We start from the raw sequence: 17,791 nt of genomic DNA on the forward strand, positions 1-17,791 counted from the left end.
GTTTTCAAAGAACTTGTTTGTCGCTCAGAAGCGACTTTATTAATATAACATTTCGTTATATTTTCGTCAACAACTTTTTTCAATAAGTTGTTTTTCGTTTGTTTCTTTTGTTACCTTCCGTGGCAACGAATATAAATATACCAGTTTGATTATTAAAATGCAATAGTTTTTCTAATAAAATTTTTAACTTAGTAAAAAAGTATAAAAACAGCACATTTCTTCTATATAAATATAATTTCCACACCTATCATCCACTCTCTTCAAGTTCCTCATAGTAAAATAAAAAAAGCTTTGGAGAAATCTCCAAAGCTTAGTCTTGTTTATGACGCATAGCAGGGAATAATAGTACGTCACGAATAGATGGTGCATTTGTTAATAACATAACAAGACGATCAATACCAATTCCTAATCCGCCCGTAGGTGGCATACCGTACTCAAGAGCTTCGATATAATCATCATCCATCATATGAGCTTCATCATTACCTTGCTCGCGTTCTTTTAATTGAGCTTCAAAACGTTCCTTTTGATCAATTGGATCATTTAACTCAGTGAATGCATTTGCATGTTCACGTGCAACGATAAATAACTCGAAACGATCTGTGAATCGCGGATCTTTGTCATTCTTTTTCGCAAGTGGCGAAATTTCTACTGGATGACCATAAATAAATGTTGGTTGAATTAATTTATCTTCTACCTTTTGTTCGAAGAACTCATTAATAATATGACCAACTTCCATTGTATCCTTAATTTCTACATTATGTTCTTTTGCAAGTTCACGCGCTTCTTCTACACTCATTGGATTCCAGAAATCTGCTCCAGAGTATTGCTTAATCGCATCTACCATATGAAGACGTGTCCATTCTGGTTCTAGATTAATTTCATAATCACCATATTGGATTGTTGTTGTACCCAATACTTTTTTGGCGATATGAGCAACCATATCTTCTGTTAGTTTCATAATATCATTATAATCAGCGTACGCTTCATATAATTCAATCATCGTAAACTCAGGATTATGACGAGTTGATACACCCTCATTACGGAATACTCGGCCTATTTCATAAACTTTTTCTAATCCACCCACAATAAGGCGTTTTAAATGAAGTTCAATTGCAATACGCATATATAATTCCATATCTAACGCATTATGATGTGTAGTGAAAGGACGAGCAGACGCTCCACCTGCAATTGCATGCATCATAGGCGTTTCTACTTCAAGATAACCATTGTCATCTAAATATCTTCTCATCTCACGAATAATTTTACTACGAGTAACGAACGTTTCACGGCTTTCCATACTTGTAATTAAGTCTAAGTAACGTTGACGGTAGCGTTGTTCAACATCTTTTAATCCATGGTATTTATCCGGTAATGGACGAAGAGATTTCGTTAATAGTGTAAATCCTGTTGCTTTTACTGAAAGTTCTCCAACATTCGTTTTGAACACTTTACCTTCAATACCTACTAAGTCACCTAAATCTGCTGTTTTAAACAATTCGTACTCTTCATCTCCAACAGCATCTTTACGAACATAAATTTGAACTTGCCCATGCAAATCTTGAATGTGTGCAAATCCCGCTTTTCCTTTACCGCGTTTTGTCATAATACGACCAGCGGTAGAAACAGAGATTTCTTTCTCTTCTAATTCCTCTTTAGAGAACTCTCCATATAAGCTTAATAAGTCATTTGTTGAATTTGTGCGTTCAAATCGTTTACCGAACGGATCGATTCCCTGTTCACGTAAGTTATGTAGCTTTTCACGACGAACAAGCAATTGGTCGTTTAATTCTTCGTGGTTCATGTTATCCATGATATTGATATCACTCCAGCTCTATTAATTTTTACAATATATACAGTATAGCATTTTCTACTCAACTAGAAAAACTGCCAGCATCTAACTGGCAGTTCTTCTTTCTTTCACGTAATTATAGGAAGTGTATAGAAGAATGTCAATCTCCTATGTCACCTCATTAACCAACGTAAATTGTTTGTTGTTTCGCTTCTACTTCTTCTACAAATGCACCTAATACATTCGCAAGATCTTCACGTGTGTTACAAGTATTGATACCATTACGTACACTCGCGTTACCACGAACACCTTTTAAATACCAAGCCGCATGCTTCCTCATCTCTCTTACAGCGACATTTTCATTCTTTAAATCGATAAGACGATCTAGATGCAACATACATACATCAATCTTCTCGCGCACTGTCGGTTCCGGCATTAATTCACCTGTCTCCAAATACTTCACTGTACGATAAATCATCCACGGATCACCAAGGGCAGCACGACCAATCATAACGCCATCTACACCAATTTCATCAAGCATACGCTTTGCATCTTGTGGTGTTTCGACATCACCATTTCCAATAACCGGAATATTTACAGCTTGCTTTACTTGTTTAATAATATCCCAATCTGCTTTACCTTCATACATTTGCACACGTGTACGCCCATGAACTGCTACCGCCTGTCCACCAGCACGCTCAACAGCTTTTGCATTCTCAATTGCGAAAATATGTTCTTCATCCCAACCGATACGCATTTTAACTGTAACTGGCTTTTCAACAGCGTCTACAACCGCTGCTACCATTTCATATATTTTATTTGGATCTAAAAGCCACTTCGCTCCCGCATCACACTTAGTGATTTTCGGTACTGGGCAACCCATATTAATATCAATAATGTCTGCCGTCGTATATTTATCTACGTATTTCGCAGCATCTACAAGAGTTTCTTTCTCTCCACCAAAAATTTGTAAACTTAATGGCTTTTCTCTCTCATCAATATATAACATATCTAATGTTCTTTTGTTATTAAGTAATATCGCCTTATCACTTACCATTTCAGCACAAACTAAACCTGCACCAAATTCTTTTACCGTCAAACGGAATGCAGAGTTACACACTCCCGCCATCGGTGCTAATACAACCGGATTTTTCATCTCAATATTTGCAATCTTTAACAACCGACTTACTCCTTCCTTTACGGTCACTTCGGCATTAATTCATCTACTGAAACCTTTAATGCTTTCGCAACTTCTACTACAAAGTCTTGAGAAGGCGATCGATTTCCCCTCTCGACCTCTCCTAAAACAGATACAGATACCCCTAATTCTTTAGCAAAACCTTCTTGCGTATAACCTTTTAGCTTTCGAAAAGCACGAATGCGTCTTCCCCATTTTTCTGCTTCCATACCGTTACTCCCTCTCGCCTTTTCATTTCTTCTACTTGTGAACGTGAAATGTCTTGTTTGATATCTTGATTAATCTCTAACAACGGAACGATAACGAAAGCTCTTTCGAACATCCGCGGATGCGGAACAATAAGATTCTCCGCTTCAATATTTTCTTGATTATATAGTAAAATGTCAAGGTCGATGGTCCTCGGACCCCACCTGATTTCCCTTTTTCTTCCTAAATCATTCTCTACCTTTTGTGTTACTTTCAATAATTCTTGCGGTGATAAATTGGTAGAAATTTTTATAACCAAATTTAAAAAGCAATTTTGGTCAGTATATCCAACCGGATCAGTTTCATATACCGACGAAACATCATCAACTTGGATATACGGGTTTTTATTTAAAAACTGAATCGCTTCAGTTAAATACGTATAACGCTCTCCAATATTCGAACCTAACGCAATGTACGCTATATTATTCATGGTCGTTCTCTCGTAATTTCTACTGCTACAGCACGATAATGCCCCGGTATTGGCGGATCTGGTTTAATTACCTTAATCGTACACCGTGAAATACTCTCATATTGTTTCAATATATCTGTAGCGATATTTTCAGCGATACTCTCTACAAGCTTATATGTTCTATCTTCAACAACTTTTCTACATAGTTCGAAAAGCTCCCCGTAATTGACAGAATGCTCCAAGTCATCACTTTCTCCTGCACGTTTCAAATCCAATTCCACCGTTAAGTCCACTTTAAATCTCTGACCTAACTTATTTTCTTCTGGGAATACACCATGATAACCGTAAAACTCCATATCATGGACATAAATTTTATCCAATTACTTTACCCCCTTACCAATCATCGCGTCCATCATCTTAGCCATACGCGCCATTTCTTTCACATCATGAACACGAACAAACTCACAGCCTTTTTCAATACCAAGACAAACGGTAGCACCCGTTCCTTCAAGACGCTCCTCCACCGGTAAATCTAATACATGCCCAATAAAGGACTTTCTTGAAGTACCTAATAGAACTGGGTAACCCAATACATTTAACTGCTCTAAATTACGCATCACTTCTAAATTTTGCTCAGGTGTTTTCGCAAAACCAATGCCTGGGTCTAAAATAATGTTTTCATCTCGTACACCAGCATCTTTAGCAATTTTTATACTTTCATACAAATCAGCAATCATGTCAGCCATTAAATTACGATAATTCATATTACCGCGATTATGCATTAAGATGATTGGTACATCATAATGAGCTGCAACTTCAGCAATCTTCGGTTCCGCCTTCGCCCCCCAAATATCATTAATAATGTGAGCACCCGCTTCAATCGCTTGTTTCGCAACTTCAGCTTTATACGTATCAATAGAAATAGGCAATTTCACTTCTTTTGAAACCGCCTGAATCATCGGAACAACTCGTTTGATTTCTTCTTCTACTGAAACTTTAGCGAAACCCGGGCGAGTAGATTCGCCGCCGATATCAATAATATGAGCACCTTCATTTTTCATTTCTTTCGCATGGCGCACCGCAGCATCTACTTCGTTGTAACTCCCACCATCAGAAAACGAATCTGGTGTTACATTTAAAATCCCCATAATCAATGTCTTTTCATTTAAATTCAATGTATATTCGCCGCAGCGCAAATCATAATCCCACTTCAAACTACACATCTCCTCTTCGCAATTCATTTCTGCTCCACAATTGCTCTCTCTGCATTTCATAAAGAACCATAAATCTTTTTGTAACCATTCCCGCTTTACCCGGGAAATCTTCTCCCTCTATACAATAAAGAGGGACAATCTCTTGAATAGAGTTCGTTACGAACACTTCATCCGCTGAAAGCAACTCATCTTTTGTAAAGAAACCTTCCTTTACTTCTATACCCAGCTCTTCAGCAACCTTTATAATAAACGCACGAGTGATCCCGTTTAAAATCCCTGTTTCTAATGAAGGAGTATACAAAGTATCTCCCTTAACAAAAAAGAGATTCGAAACAATACCCTCTGCAACATAACCTGCTTTAGTAAGGAAAATACCTTCCTTATTCACACCATTTCCAATTTCGCGTTTCCCTAAAATGTTATTTAAATAATGATGGGACTTCAAGCGAAATGCACCCTCTGGTGTATTTCGCACTTGTTTTAAAATAACCCCTTCTTTTTCCACTATATCCCCCGGGGCTGCCAAAGGTTTTATAAAAACAATAACCGACGGCTCTTCATACATTTCTGTTTGCAATCCTATTTCGTCTACACCCGCCGATACATTAAAGCGTACATATGCATGCTCCAATTCATTCTTCACGAGCAAATTTTTCAAAATAAGCATTACATCATCTTTCGTCATGGTCCATTTAATTTGCAATGTATCCAACGCATCTATTAAACGAGCATAATGATCATCCAACAGGAAGGGATGACCATTATAAATACGAAACGTCTCAAAAACTCCAAGCCCATATAAATAACCATGGTCATAAGGAGAAATTTTCGCTTCACTCGCTTCTACGTACTCACCATTTACGTAGATTAACATGATGTCACGCTTGGACTATATTTACGAATGAAATTCTGTAGTAACTCTTTCCCATGAGAAGTCATAATAGATTCCGGATGGAACTGTACACCTTCAATTGGTAATGTTTTATGACGAAGCGCCATAACCTCCCCTTCCTCTGTCCAAGATGTTACCTCTAAGCAATCTGGTAACGTCTCTTTCTTAACAATAAGGGAATGATAACGCGTTGCAGTAAATGGATTAGGAATGTCCGCGAAAATCGTCTTTCCGTCATGATGCATAAGCGAAGTTTTCCCATGCATTAATCGCTCTGCTCGAACAACTTCTCCACCAAACACTTGTGCAATGGATTGATGCCCAAGGCAAACTCCAAAAATCGGAATCTTTCCTGCAAAGTATTGAATAACCTCCATACTAATACCCGCTTCATTTGGACTACACGGACCTGGTGAAATCATTAAAAAGTCCGGTTTCATCTTCTCAATATCTGAAATAGTCACTTCATCATTACGCTTAACAACAAGCTCTTGTCCAAGTTCCCCAAGAAACTGCACTAAATTAAATGTAAAAGAATCATAATTATCAATCATTAATATCATTTCTCTCACCTAACCGTTTCTTCGCTACTTTCTTTTGCACGCCATAAAGCAATCGCTTTTTTTAACGACTCTTTATATTCATTCTTCGGATTTGAATCAATTACAATTCCCGCTCCTGCCTGTACATGCGCTTGTCCATCTTTCGCAAGAAGCGTCCTAATGACGATATTCAATTCCGTATCTCCAGAATAACCGATCCAACCAATTGAACCTGTATAAATCCCTCGACGGACAGGTTCTAATTCTTCAATAATTTCCATCGTACGTATTTTCGGGGCACCAGTAATTGTTCCACCAGGAAATACAGCCTTCACTAAATCGAAAGCATCTTTATCTCCTTCCACCTCACCACGTACATTAGAAACAATATGCATAACATGTGAGTATTTTTCAATCACCATAAACTCATCTACTTCTACAGTGCCATATTTACAAACGCGCCCTAAATCATTTCGTTCTAAATCTACAAGCATTACATGCTCTGCTCTTTCTTTTTCATTTTCAATTAATTCTCTTGCCAATTCTTCATCCTCTTGCTCATTCGCTCCTCGGGATCTTGTACCAGCAATCGGCCTTGTACTTACTTCTTTCCCTTGTTTCTTAATTAGTAATTCTGGCGATCCACTAACAATTTGAAAATCACCTAGCTCCAAGTAACCCATATATGGAGATGGATTAATTTCACGAAGACTCGTATAAATTTCTAGCGGATGTGTTTGTAACGTTCTTTCTTGTCTTGTTGACAAGTTAACTTGAAATACATCACCATTTCCAATATATTCTTGAATACGTTCAACAGCTTTCATAAAACCTTCTTCCGTAAACGCAACTACCTCATCGTTGTTTTCCGGACGCTCAAACGGTATAGTCACTTCAGGCATTTCTTTCACCCAAAGATCTTTCCATTTATTCAATCGCTCTTCTGCCTCTTCATGTTCGTCTACATAATGCGTAATAATCCATAACACTTGTTCTTTTTGATCGTACAAAAACACGTCATCAAATAATAAAAAGAATATATCAGGTATATTCAAATCATCCTCTGCAAGAGAAGGAAGTTTTTCGATATAACGGATACAATCATAACTAAAGTAGCCAATTGCACCACCTTGAAAAGGCGGGTACTCTGGATTATAGTCTGTTTTCCATTTCTCCATATATTCTTGCATTAAATCTAATGGGTTTCCTCGTTTTATTGTTTCCTTACCGCTTTCACTTATATGTAACGTCTCACCCTTCCCTTGGATTACCGCTACTGGATCCAGCCCCACAATGTTATAACGACCACCGCGGCCACTTTCTAATAAAATATGTTGCGGCTTATCCTGAGAAAGAAATTTATACTGCTTAAAAAAATCTAACTGATATGGAATAGAAAGCGCTAAAGATTTTCTTCGTTGCATATCAACACCCCGTCTTCTTTTATCCCACCCTCTTAGATGAACCACCTCAAACTACATAAGTTATTTATATAGAGAATGATTATACTCGAAGGCTCGTGAAAATAAATTAATTATACTACCTCTTATTTTACATGAAGTTTTCTAGTCATTCACTCTTTTCCTATTTCCAATCCAAAAAGAAAAAGCATCCTTTTTCAAGGATGCTTTTTCAATCATATTTAATTATGATTCAAATTGATAAAGCGGTGTACTTAAATAACGTTCACCGTTACTTGGGATAATAACAAGTACCTTTTTCCCTTTACCTAACTTTTTCGCAACTTCTGTCGCTGCATAAACAACTGCCCCTGAAGAAATACCAACTAAAATACCTTCCTCTTTAGCCACTCTTCTCGCATATTCGAACGCTTGCTCTGCCTTTACTTGAATGATTTCATCATATATCTCTACATCCAATGTCTCCGGAACAAATCCCGCTCCAATTCCTTGGATTTTATGTGGACCCGGTTTTCCACCAGATAACACTGGCGAATCCGCAGGTTCTACTGCATAAATTTTAATATCTTTATACGCTTCCTTCAGCACTTCACCAGCACCGGTAATTGTCCCACCTGTACCAATACCCGCAATAAACGCATCTAGTTGATCACCCATTTGTTCAACAATTTCTGGACCTGTTGTTAAACGATGAATTTCTGGATTCGATTGATTTTTGAACTGTTGCGGTATAAAGTAGCCATGCTCTTTCGCTAATTCAGTCGCTTGACGAATTGCTCCGCCCATTCCTTCAGGCCCTGGAGTCAATACTAATTCAGCACCGTAAGCGCGTAATAAATTACGACGCTCAACACTCATTGTTTCTGGCATTACTAAAATTGCCTTATATCCTTTAGCAGCCGCTACCATCGCTAAACCAATTCCTGTGTTACCACTTGTTGGCTCAATGATTGTATCGCCTTCTTTTAATAATCCTTTTTTTTCAGCATCTTCAATCATAGCTAATGCAATACGATCTTTAACACTGCTTCCCGGATTCATAAATTCTAATTTTAAGTATATATCTGCGCTGTCTGATTCTACGATGCGGTTCAACTTAACGATCGGCGTTTTCCCGATTAATTCTGAAACTGATTGTGCCACTCGCATTCCTGTCACTCCTAACACCGAGTATTTTTATTGGTTTTATATATATTTAGATTTTGTCAGAAAATTCCCTGTTTGTCAATCTGTTTAGAGGATCGTTTTCCTTAATCCCTTTATTATAAATTCTCAATTAAATTTGTAATATCTTCTTTAGAGAACTTATGTCGTTCATTACAGAAATGGCAATGAACTTCTGTCTCTTCTTCTTCTTCACGAATTTGCTCTAACTCTGTTTTACCTAAACTAATTAACACGCTCTCAATACGTTCGCGTGAGCACGTGCAATTAAATTGAACATCCATCGTTTCTAATACTTTTACTTTATCTTCCCCAAGGACTGCATATAGTACCTCTTCTGGAGAAAGCCCCTGTTCGATCAATGTTGATACAGGCGGAATTTTTTGCAAACGATCTTCAATGAATGAGATTGTTTCCTCCTGTGCGCCTGGCATAATTTGAAGAATAAATCCACCCGCTGCTAATATGCTGTCATCTCCATTTACAAGAACACCAACACCTACAGAAGAAGGTGTCTGCTCAGAAACTGCGAAATAATACGTGAAGTCTTCTCCTAATTCTCCCGAAACGATTGGAGATTGGCCGACAAACGGCTCACGCATACCAATATCTTTAATTACTGTTACAAATCCTTCTGTACCTACCGCTTGATATACACGTAATTTCCCTTGTTCTGTTCCTTCAAAATCAACATGCGGATTCGTTACATAACCACGTACATCTCCATTTGCATGAGCATCTACTAAGATTGGGCCAATCGGACCGTTACCTTCTACCTTAATTGTTAACTTTTGGTCACCTTTTAACATCGCCCCCATTATTGTTCCAGCAGTTAACGAGCGACCAAGTGCTGCTGAAGCTGTTCTCCATGTATCATGACGTTTTTGCGCCTCACTTACCGTGTTTGTTGTACGCACACTATACGCACGTACTTCTCCATCAAATGCTAACGCTTTTACTAAATAATCTTTCATACTTGTTTATTCACCTTTCTCATGCTGTAAATTTGCATTACGTTCATATAACATATACAAACCTTTTAACGTTAAGAATGGATCTACAATATCAATTACATTTGATTCTTCTGAAATTAATTTCGCTAGTCCACCTGTTGCAATAACTTTCGGTTCTTGTTTAGCTTCTTCTTTCATACGCTTAACAATACCTTCCACTTGTCCAACGTATCCATAAAGAATACCTGATTGCATCGCACTTACTGTATTCTTCCCAACAACACTACTTGGTTTTGTAATTTCAATACGAGGAAGTTTTGCCGCCCTACTATATAAAGCCTCTGCTGAAATCATAATTCCTGGCGTAATAACGCCACCCATATAATGCTTTTCTTCGTTAATATAACAATATGTAGTAGCCGTACCAAAATCAACAATAATAAGCGGACTTCCATACAAGTGAATTCCTGCTACCGCATTTACAATTCGGTCCGCGCCTACTTCACGTGGATTTTCATATTTAATATTCAAGCCAGTTTTTATTCCAGGCCCTACTACAAGCGGTTTAATTTTAAAATACTTTTCACACATACGCTCTAAAGCGAACATAATTGGCGGTACGACTGAAGACACAATAATACCTTTCACATCTTCAAACGAAAGACCCTCATGCTCAAGCAACTGCTTTACAAGCATCCCATACTCATCTTCTGTTTTATGACGATCTGTTTCCATGCGCCAATGCTGACGAAGTTTCCCCTCTTCAAACACACCTAATACCGCATTTGTGTTCCCTACATCCAATACAAAAATCATATTCTCACCACTTATCTTATTTAATCTATATCTGTGCAGTATGTATAAAACTTATAAAAACATCATATCACACATACTAATATAATCAGTTTTTCTATACTCATCATTGTACAAAAAGATTGCTCTCTATTTCAATTTTTAATAATAGTTTTATTTAAATTCTTTTGCCATTAAATTCATTAAACAAATAAAAAAGGAGTGACCATTGTCACTCCTTCATCTCTTATTTATCTTCTGCGTCTTCATCATCTTTCTTCTTGTTGATGTTTACTTTCACATCATCTGAAGATGTTGGACGCTCTGGCAATCTGCCGTAATCATATAAATGATTGATTTGCTCTGCATCTAATGTTTCTACTTCAAGTAACGTTTTCGCAATAATATCTAGCTTATCACGTTTTTCAGTAAGAATTTGTTTTGCACGAGCATAACAGTCTTTCATAATAGTTTGCATTTCCACATCAATTTCATGTGCAATTGCATCGCTATAGTTTTGCTCTGAGTGGAAGTCTCTTCCTAAGAACACTTGACCACCTTGTGAGCTACCGAATTGCATTGGTCCAAGCTTATCACTCATACCGAATTCCGTAACCATACGTCTAGCAATACCAGTCGCACGTTGGAAGTCGTTGTGAGCACCTGTACTTACTTCACCAAATACAATCTCTTCAGCTACTCGACCACCAAGTAAACCAGTGATTTTATCAAGTAACTCTGGTTTTGTCATGAAGTAACGATCTTCTTTCGGAAGCATTACCGCATATCCACCAGCTTGACCACGAGGGACAATGGTTACTTTATGAACGATATCTGCTTCATCAAGGACAACACCAATTACAGTATGGCCAGCTTCATGGAATGCAACGATATTACGTTCTTTTTCAGAGATAACACGACTTTTCTTAGCAGGACCTGCAATAACACGATCCGTTGCTTCATCGATGTCACTCATATCAATTTTCTTCTTATCTTGACGCGCAGCTACTAAAGCAGCTTCGTTTAATAAGTTTTCAAGATCGGCACCAGAGAATCCTGGTGTACGAGTTGCAATTGCTCTTAAGTTGACATTCTCATCAAGCGGTTTATTACGAGCGTGTACTTTCAGTACAGCTTCACGACCATTTACATCTGGACGATCTACTGTAATTTGACGGTCAAAACGACCTGGACGTAATAATGCTGGATCAAGAATATCAGGACGGTTTGTCGCAGCGATGATAATAATACCTTCGTTTGCACCGAATCCATCCATTTCAACAAGCAATTGGTTCAACGTTTGTTCACGCTCATCATGACCACCGCCAAGACCCGCGCCACGTTGACGTCCTACCGCATCAATTTCATCAATGAAAATGATACAAGGAGCATTTTTCTTTGCATTTTCAAATAAGTCACGTACACGGGATGCACCGACACCGACAAACATCTCTACGAAGTCAGAACCACTAATAGAGAAGAACGGAACGCCTGCTTCACCTGCAACAGCACGTGCTAATAAAGTTTTACCTGTACCTGGAGGTCCCACTAATAGAACACCCTTCGGAATACGGGCACCAACTTCAGCGAACTTACGAGGGTCTTTCAAGAATTCAACTACCTCAACAAGTTCTTGTTTCTCTTCATCCGCTCCTGCAACATCTCTGAAACGAATTTTTTTCTTTTCATCATTGTATAGCTTCGCCTTACTTTTCCCGAAGTTCATAACACGGCTACCGCCACCCTGAGCTTGGTTTAATAAGAAGAAGAATAAAATGAAGATAATGACAAACGGAATGATAGAAGTAAAGAATGTTACCCAAGCACTTGTTTCTTCTGCTGGTTGATACTTAACTTCAGCACCTTGCGCTTTATCATTAATTTTCTTTTGTAATTCCTCAGTATTTGGTGCGTAAGTAACAAATTGTTCTCCCTGGCTAGAGTTATTAAATTGTCCTTTTACTTCAAACACACCATTTTTCGGTTGAAGTTGCACATTGCGCACTTCACCCTTTTCTAGTTTAGTAATGAATTTATCGTAGCTAACTGGTGTCGTTTTTTGCGTCGAACCATTAAAATAGCTCACGATTCCAATTACTACTAGGAATATCAGTAAATAAAAGATGGTATTACGGAAGATACGATTCATTCCTAACCTCCTCTCACGGCATAAACACTATAGTAAATCGTAACATAGAAAAACTTTCCTATACAATTGTAACGCCTGTATTTAATTAATTTGAGTAAACACTTGGTTTTAATACTCCCACATAAGGAAGATTACGGTACTGTTCTTTATAATCTAATCCATATCCTACAACGAATTCATGCGGAACAGTAAACCCAACATAATCTGCTTTCAGATCAACCTTACGACCTGTTGGCTTATCTAATAACGTAACAATTTTTACAGATTTTGCTTTACGATATTTGAATAGATCTACTAAGTAGCTTAGTGTAAGACCGCTATCAATAATATCTTCAACGATTAAAATATCGCGACCTTCTACAGAAGTATCAAGGTCTTTTAAAATTTTCACTTCACCTGTTGAAACTGTAGAGTGGCCGTAGCTAGATACAGCCATAAAATCCATTTCAAGATATGTATCTGTTCTCTTTAATAAATCTGCCATAAATGGCATTGCGCCCTTTAATACACCGATTGCAAGAGGTACTGTGTTTTTGTAATCCTCTGCAATAATTGCACCTAGTTCGCGCACCTTTTCTTGTATTTGTTCTTCAGAAATTAATACTTTTTCGATATCTTGATTCATCATTTCATTATCCTCCCGGAAGACTCCTTGCTTTTGTAGTGAATAATCATATATTTATCCTTCTTTGCTATTTCTTTCGAAATAGCAAATGCAGATCGCTTCAACAAGGGTACCCAAATAATATTTCCACTTGCATCACAAACGACCGGCCATTCTTCCCTTTTTTCTTTTGGTACTTTCGCTTCGATAAAAATAGCTTTTATCTTTTTTGTGCCATCCATACCTTGTATTGACATGCGATCTCCATTTTCTCTAGAACGAATACGAAGTGGATATGATATATCATTATACTTAGCAACAAATACTGTTTCATTCATGTTACTTGGTATATCTTCGCTCACCTCTGTTACAAGTTTATCTCCGTTCGATAATGTAATTATCCCGGGTACTGATAAATCTTGCGAAAAAGGAGAAACAATTTCTTGTTTAAATCTAAAGCTACACTCCTCGTATGTGCGGACAATTTTTAAATCACCTGGGAAATCAAGTGAACCCGAAGGTTGTGTCCGTTTAAAAAACTCAATCACTTTGTCAATATGTATAGAAGAAAGAGAAGACGGAATCTTATATTCATAAAGATAATTTAATATTAGTTGAATCCCTCTCCTTTGTAAAGGCAAAGACATGGATTCGAAGGCAGGAATTGATAAGCTAATTTGTTTATCACTTTTTTTTGTAATTACTTTATTCATTTTCTCAAAAGCTAATTCCTGCAAATAAGCCTCATCCTCTTGCATCTGCACGCTAAATTTTTGAAATTTCTCATGCACTTGTGGGTTTTCTTCTTTCAAATGAGGAAGAACATATTTACGTAATCGATTCCTTGTATATACTTCCTTTTTATTACTCGGATCGATACGGGGAATTACATTTAGCTTATTACAGTAATCAATAATTTCTTCCTTTGTTACTCCAAGTAACGGCCTAATTAAATATCCATTATGAAAAGGACGCTTCACCGTAATTCCTGCATACCCTTTCGGAGTACTCCCTCGTACAAGGCGCATTAAAATCGTCTCTACTTGATCATCTCCATGATGCCCAAGAGCTACATATCTCGCATCATATTTCTTCATTATTCTTTCCAAAAATGCATATCTGCATTCTCTAGCAGCAACCTGCGCATTCATCCCGTATTGTTTTTGATATTGCGACACGTTAACCCTTATCGTTTCACAAGTAACTCCAAGTCCTCTACAAAGATCCTGCACAAACTGTAGATCCTCATGCGATTCATCGCCTCTAAACATATGATCCACATGCGCTACTACAATTCCCAATTGTTTTTCTGCTCTTTTTTCTAACAAATAATATAGAAGAGCTAAAGAATCAGGACCACCAGAAACTCCTACAACAATTGTTGAACGTTCCTTTAATACATCATGCTGCTTTACAAAGTCATCTACCTTTTCAACAAATGTATCTTTCAACTTCGTAATCACCTTTCATTAAACAAGAACAGCAACGTTAATTGCCTTGTCTATAATGGTACAACTTTTACAAACATTGTGCAAAAAAAAGATATACAAAAATTACATTTTTATCTTACATCCTCCGTGCATATTCACAAAAATAATAGCATTAACTTTTCCTACAAAAAAAACCTAGGCATCTACCTAGGTTTTTTGGGAATATACTTATATTAATCAACAGCTGATAACCACCTACTGAATAAAAGTTCACTTTATTGCGCCTGCATTCCTACAATCGGAATCGTAGCCCACTTCGGCATATTTTTCTTCACTTTCGCCACAACAATAGTCATATCGTCATTTATATAACCATCACAAGAGCGAATCACTTCTTCCATAATGATATCGGCAATTTCTTGCGGGTCTTCAGTTTGCAATTCTTTAATTTTTCGTTTCATCCATAGTTCATGATTCTCCACATGTTGTGCTCCCTCAAAGATCCCATCACTCATCATAATAAGGATATCACCCGTTTTTAATTGCTCACCAACCACATCAACTTCAACATCTTCGATAATTCCCATCGGTAAGTTACTTGCTTCAATTTTCAAAATATTATTTGCGCGTTTAACAAAACTCGGCGTTGATCCGATCTTTAAAAACTTTGCACTCGCATCCCGTAAATCTACCATAGCTAAGTCTAACGTCGTAAACATCTCTTCTGTCGTTCTTAAAGAAAGAATTGAATTAATAGACTTAATTGCTATTTCCTCATCAATACCTGATTGGAGTATTTTTTGTAATAATTTTACCGTTTCCTTACTCTCCATATGAGCTCTTTGTCCATTTCCCATACCATCACTAATCGCAAGCGCATATTTACCAACGCTTAAATCCATCATCGCATAAGAATCACCTGAGACAAACCCACCACCTTTTGCAGCTGTGGCCAATCCTGTATCAAGGGAATACGTCTTCGCTGAACCAAATGATATTAAACTGTGACCATTTGGATAAGAGGATTTCTCTTCATGCTTAACAACAATATTTTCTTTTAAAATATCTGAAAGCATAGGAGCAACCAGCTTCTCACACTCTCCATGTTCATTAGATGCAGCTGGAATCAACATTTCAATGTCAATACTTCCTCTATCTAAGCAATAAATATCAACATGCTCTACTTCGACACCAAAATCACGAAACGCTTGCAAAATCTGTTCTTCCTGTACTTGATGATTTTCTCGCTCTTTTTGTATTTCCTTAGCAAAATCCTCCATAACTTTTGATACACCCAATAATTGTTCTGCTACTATTCTACGATTTTCCTTCATTTGTTTTCGTAATTTCTGTCCCTCATAGAAGTGATCTAATTCACCTGCTACTAAATCCGTCACTTTTTTTCCTCTTACACAATGCTTGTCCCATTCACGAACTAACTTCCGATTATGTTGCAATGTCCCTTCTTCTGTTTCACTCATTATTTGTTTCATATAGTCGTACGTTTTATCGAAATTAACCACCCAGCATTGGTCCTTTTTAAAACACGTTTGACATGTTTTTGCCGTAATTGTGCTTAAGAACAAATCTGCTTCTGTCTCTTTATCTTCCTCTTCCACGTACCCATATACAGAAAAACTATTAGATAGAGCAGCAAACACATTTGCAAATTGATTGATTTTAGTCGCTGTAACATCACGCATTCTTCTTAAATATTGCTGTTGATCTTGCGAATGTTCCTGTGTACCTGGCATAAATTTAGCAATGCGATCCATAACAAGTTTCGGTGTTAATAAAAAGAACACAATGGCCACACCAGATTCAATTAAAGTTGTTACAATGTTTGTTTGCTTGTCTACATATAGCGTAATCAAGCTTGTTCCAATTAATAAACCCAAACTAACGCCTAGACGCTTCCCTTCTTTTAACAACCCACCAAGCAATCCAGAAAAGGCAAGTAAACTGAGCTGAGACAAACTGGACACATTTGCTAAACTTAATATCAATCCAGTAACGACTCCTACTGTAGACCCTGTAGCAGCACCTGCAATAAATGCAAACACTAGCACCAAATACCTAGTAAAAATATGTTGAATAGAAGCATCATATACAAACCAATCTGTTGTACCCGTTAATACAGATGCTAGTAATATAATTAAACAAACAATTTCTTCTGTCTCTAATGCTTGCTGTTTCCCTTTCCTTTCTACTAAAAGCGGAACACTTTGTAAAAATATCATAGTTAATACAAAGCTAAGCCCTGCCTCAATCGTACTAACGAGTAAATCGTACATGGTGACAGTTTGTTGTGCGAAATAGACTACAACTAAATGTGCGGTTAATGCGGAGATAAATACTTGGAATGGAACAAGTCCAACAGTTTTACGTGTAAACCGACTAAAGAAGATATTATAAATGAAGAAGGTAAAAATAGATGCAAAAGTAAAAAATAGATTATCTATCGAAACTGAAAGTGCTCCCCCCATTAGAGCCAAGAACGCGAGCGGCATTTTATCCCGCTTCATAACATAAACAGCAGCGAAAAATGGCAGTGCAAACGGTAAAATGTTCGTTAATATATATGCTCGTCCCAAAAGAAAACCAATAACAACAATAATAAATCCCCATCTAAAGAAAACTTGCTCAAACTTCATTCGCAACTTACTCGTCCACTTTATTGCTCCAAGCTGACTCTCATTCATTGCCAATGCACTTGTATTCATAGTATTCCTTCCTGCTTTAGGCATATTTTTAACACCACCTGCATAGTTTAATTACTGTCATTATAAAAGATGATTATTGGGATTTTTGTCAAAACAACAGTTTTCACTTTTATAATCGTTCGACTTTTTATTCGAAATAACTCTACATATATACACGGTATGTAATTTATTCTCGGAATTTAAATTGAATATTCAGAAAATATAGGGTGATTTTGTAGAAGTATTGTATCTCTTAATTTATTTCACAAAAAAAGATCATGCAAAT

General features: G+C 37.2%; 16 protein-coding genes. All 16 read right to left on the minus strand.

Features of this window, described 5'->3' with window-relative positions; translation table 11 throughout:
• Positions 1–310 precede the first annotated feature (310 nt).
• The gene (gene lysS, locus COC96_RS20950) at positions 311–1,810 is read right to left on the minus strand and encodes a lysine--tRNA ligase (protein WP_098269543.1); all 1,500 of its coding nucleotides are present in this window, start codon (positions 1,808–1,810) and stop codon (positions 311–313) included.
• Positions 1,811–1,970: 160 nt separating this feature from the next.
• The gene (dusB, locus tag COC96_RS20955) at positions 1,971–2,969 is read right to left on the minus strand and encodes a tRNA dihydrouridine synthase DusB (protein WP_097905064.1); all 999 of its coding nucleotides are present in this window, start codon (positions 2,967–2,969) and stop codon (positions 1,971–1,973) included.
• A gap of 23 nt (positions 2,970–2,992) precedes the next feature.
• Entirely contained in the window at positions 2,993–3,196 is a 204-nt protein-coding gene (locus COC96_RS20960; RefSeq protein ID WP_097905065.1) for a helix-turn-helix domain-containing protein, read from the minus strand.
• Positions 3,148–3,663, minus strand: a complete 516-nt coding sequence (folK, locus tag COC96_RS20965; protein WP_097905066.1) for a 2-amino-4-hydroxy-6-hydroxymethyldihydropteridine diphosphokinase — start codon at positions 3,661–3,663, stop codon at positions 3,148–3,150. Before folK ends, COC96_RS20960 begins: the two co-directional genes overlap by 49 nt.
• Complete coding sequence (gene folB / locus COC96_RS20970; protein ID WP_097905067.1) at positions 3,660–4,022, minus strand: dihydroneopterin aldolase; 363 nt, start codon at positions 4,020–4,022, stop codon at positions 3,660–3,662. The genes folK and folB overlap by 4 nt, the downstream gene beginning before the upstream one ends.
• Positions 4,023–4,883: a dihydropteroate synthase gene (gene folP / locus COC96_RS20975; protein ID WP_098269542.1), complete on the minus strand. Its 861-nt coding sequence runs from the start codon at positions 4,881–4,883 to the stop codon at positions 4,023–4,025.
• Positions 4,858–5,730: an aminodeoxychorismate lyase gene (gene pabC / locus COC96_RS20980; RefSeq protein WP_098269541.1), complete on the minus strand. Its 873-nt coding sequence runs from the start codon at positions 5,728–5,730 to the stop codon at positions 4,858–4,860. Before pabC ends, folP begins: the two co-directional genes overlap by 26 nt.
• Positions 5,724–6,311 carry an aminodeoxychorismate/anthranilate synthase component II gene (gene pabA / locus COC96_RS20985; RefSeq protein WP_098269540.1) on the minus strand — a complete coding sequence of 196 codons (588 nt, stop codon included), beginning with the start codon at positions 6,309–6,311 and terminating at the stop codon, positions 5,724–5,726. Before pabA ends, pabC begins: the two co-directional genes overlap by 7 nt.
• A gap of 5 nt (positions 6,312–6,316) precedes the next feature.
• Positions 6,317–7,714, minus strand: coding sequence for an aminodeoxychorismate synthase, component I (gene pabB, locus COC96_RS20990; RefSeq protein WP_098269539.1), 1,398 nt, complete (start codon positions 7,712–7,714; stop codon positions 6,317–6,319).
• Between the two features lie 222 nt (positions 7,715–7,936).
• Positions 7,937–8,860, minus strand: coding sequence for a cysteine synthase A (cysK, locus tag COC96_RS20995; RefSeq protein ID WP_098269538.1), 924 nt, complete (start codon positions 8,858–8,860; stop codon positions 7,937–7,939).
• A 113-nt stretch (positions 8,861–8,973) separates the two neighbouring features.
• On the minus strand, positions 8,974–9,849 hold the full coding sequence (hslO, locus tag COC96_RS21000) for a redox-regulated molecular chaperone HslO (protein ID WP_098269537.1): 876 nt from the start codon (positions 9,847–9,849) through the stop codon (positions 8,974–8,976).
• Between the two features lie 6 nt (positions 9,850–9,855).
• The gene (locus COC96_RS21005) at positions 9,856–10,644 is read right to left on the minus strand and encodes a type III pantothenate kinase (protein WP_097905074.1); all 789 of its coding nucleotides are present in this window, start codon (positions 10,642–10,644) and stop codon (positions 9,856–9,858) included.
• Between the two features lie 223 nt (positions 10,645–10,867).
• Entirely contained in the window at positions 10,868–12,769 is a 1,902-nt protein-coding gene (gene ftsH, locus COC96_RS21010; RefSeq protein WP_098269536.1) for an ATP-dependent zinc metalloprotease FtsH, read from the minus strand.
• Between the two features lie 85 nt (positions 12,770–12,854).
• Entirely contained in the window at positions 12,855–13,397 is a 543-nt protein-coding gene (hpt, locus tag COC96_RS21015; protein WP_000981842.1) for a hypoxanthine phosphoribosyltransferase, read from the minus strand.
• Complete coding sequence (gene tilS, locus COC96_RS21020) at positions 13,394–14,824, minus strand: tRNA lysidine(34) synthetase TilS (protein ID WP_098269535.1); 1,431 nt, start codon at positions 14,822–14,824, stop codon at positions 13,394–13,396. Before tilS ends, hpt begins: the two co-directional genes overlap by 4 nt.
• A 254-nt stretch (positions 14,825–15,078) precedes the next feature.
• Positions 15,079–17,550, minus strand: coding sequence for a stage II sporulation protein E (gene spoIIE / locus COC96_RS21025; RefSeq protein WP_141535921.1), 2,472 nt, complete (start codon positions 17,548–17,550; stop codon positions 15,079–15,081).
• Positions 17,551–17,791 lie beyond the last annotated feature (241 nt).

Source organism: Bacillus cereus, assembly GCF_002577405.1.
GTDB classification, from domain to species: domain Bacteria; phylum Bacillota; class Bacilli; order Bacillales; family Bacillaceae_G; genus Bacillus_A; species Bacillus_A cereus_AU.

What these genes read in the sequence shown, in the direction of transcription:
- cysK (WP_098269538.1), bottom strand. Translation starts at nt 8,860, where the DNA reads ATGCGAGTGGCACAATCAGTTTCAGAATTAATCGGGAAAACGCCGATC.
- folK (WP_097905066.1), bottom strand. Translation starts at nt 3,663, where the DNA reads ATGAATAATATAGCGTACATTGCGTTAGGTTCGAATATTGGAGAGCGT.
- pabB (WP_098269539.1), bottom strand. Translation starts at nt 7,714, where the DNA reads ATGCAACGAAGAAAATCTTTAGCGCTTTCTATTCCATATCAGTTAGAT.
- COC96_RS20960 (WP_097905065.1), bottom strand. Translation starts at nt 3,196, where the DNA reads ATGGAAGCAGAAAAATGGGGAAGACGCATTCGTGCTTTTCGAAAGCTA.
- hpt (WP_000981842.1), bottom strand. Translation starts at nt 13,397, where the DNA reads ATGATGAATCAAGATATCGAAAAAGTATTAATTTCTGAAGAACAAATA.
- pabA (WP_098269540.1), bottom strand. Translation starts at nt 6,311, where the DNA reads ATGATATTAATGATTGATAATTATGATTCTTTTACATTTAATTTAGTG.
- folP (WP_098269542.1), bottom strand. Translation starts at nt 4,883, where the DNA reads ATGAATTGCGAAGAGGAGATGTGTAGTTTGAAGTGGGATTATGATTTG.
- pabC (WP_098269541.1), bottom strand. Translation starts at nt 5,730, where the DNA reads ATGTTAATCTACGTAAATGGTGAGTACGTAGAAGCGAGTGAAGCGAAA.
- lysS (WP_098269543.1), bottom strand. Translation starts at nt 1,810, where the DNA reads ATGGATAACATGAACCACGAAGAATTAAACGACCAATTGCTTGTTCGT.
- ftsH (WP_098269536.1), bottom strand. Translation starts at nt 12,769, where the DNA reads ATGAATCGTATCTTCCGTAATACCATCTTTTATTTACTGATATTCCTA.
- COC96_RS21005 (WP_097905074.1), bottom strand. Translation starts at nt 10,644, where the DNA reads ATGATTTTTGTATTGGATGTAGGGAACACAAATGCGGTATTAGGTGTG.
- spoIIE (WP_141535921.1), bottom strand. Translation starts at nt 17,550, where the DNA reads ATGCCTAAAGCAGGAAGGAATACTATGAATACAAGTGCATTGGCAATG.
- hslO (WP_098269537.1), bottom strand. Translation starts at nt 9,849, where the DNA reads ATGAAAGATTATTTAGTAAAAGCGTTAGCATTTGATGGAGAAGTACGT.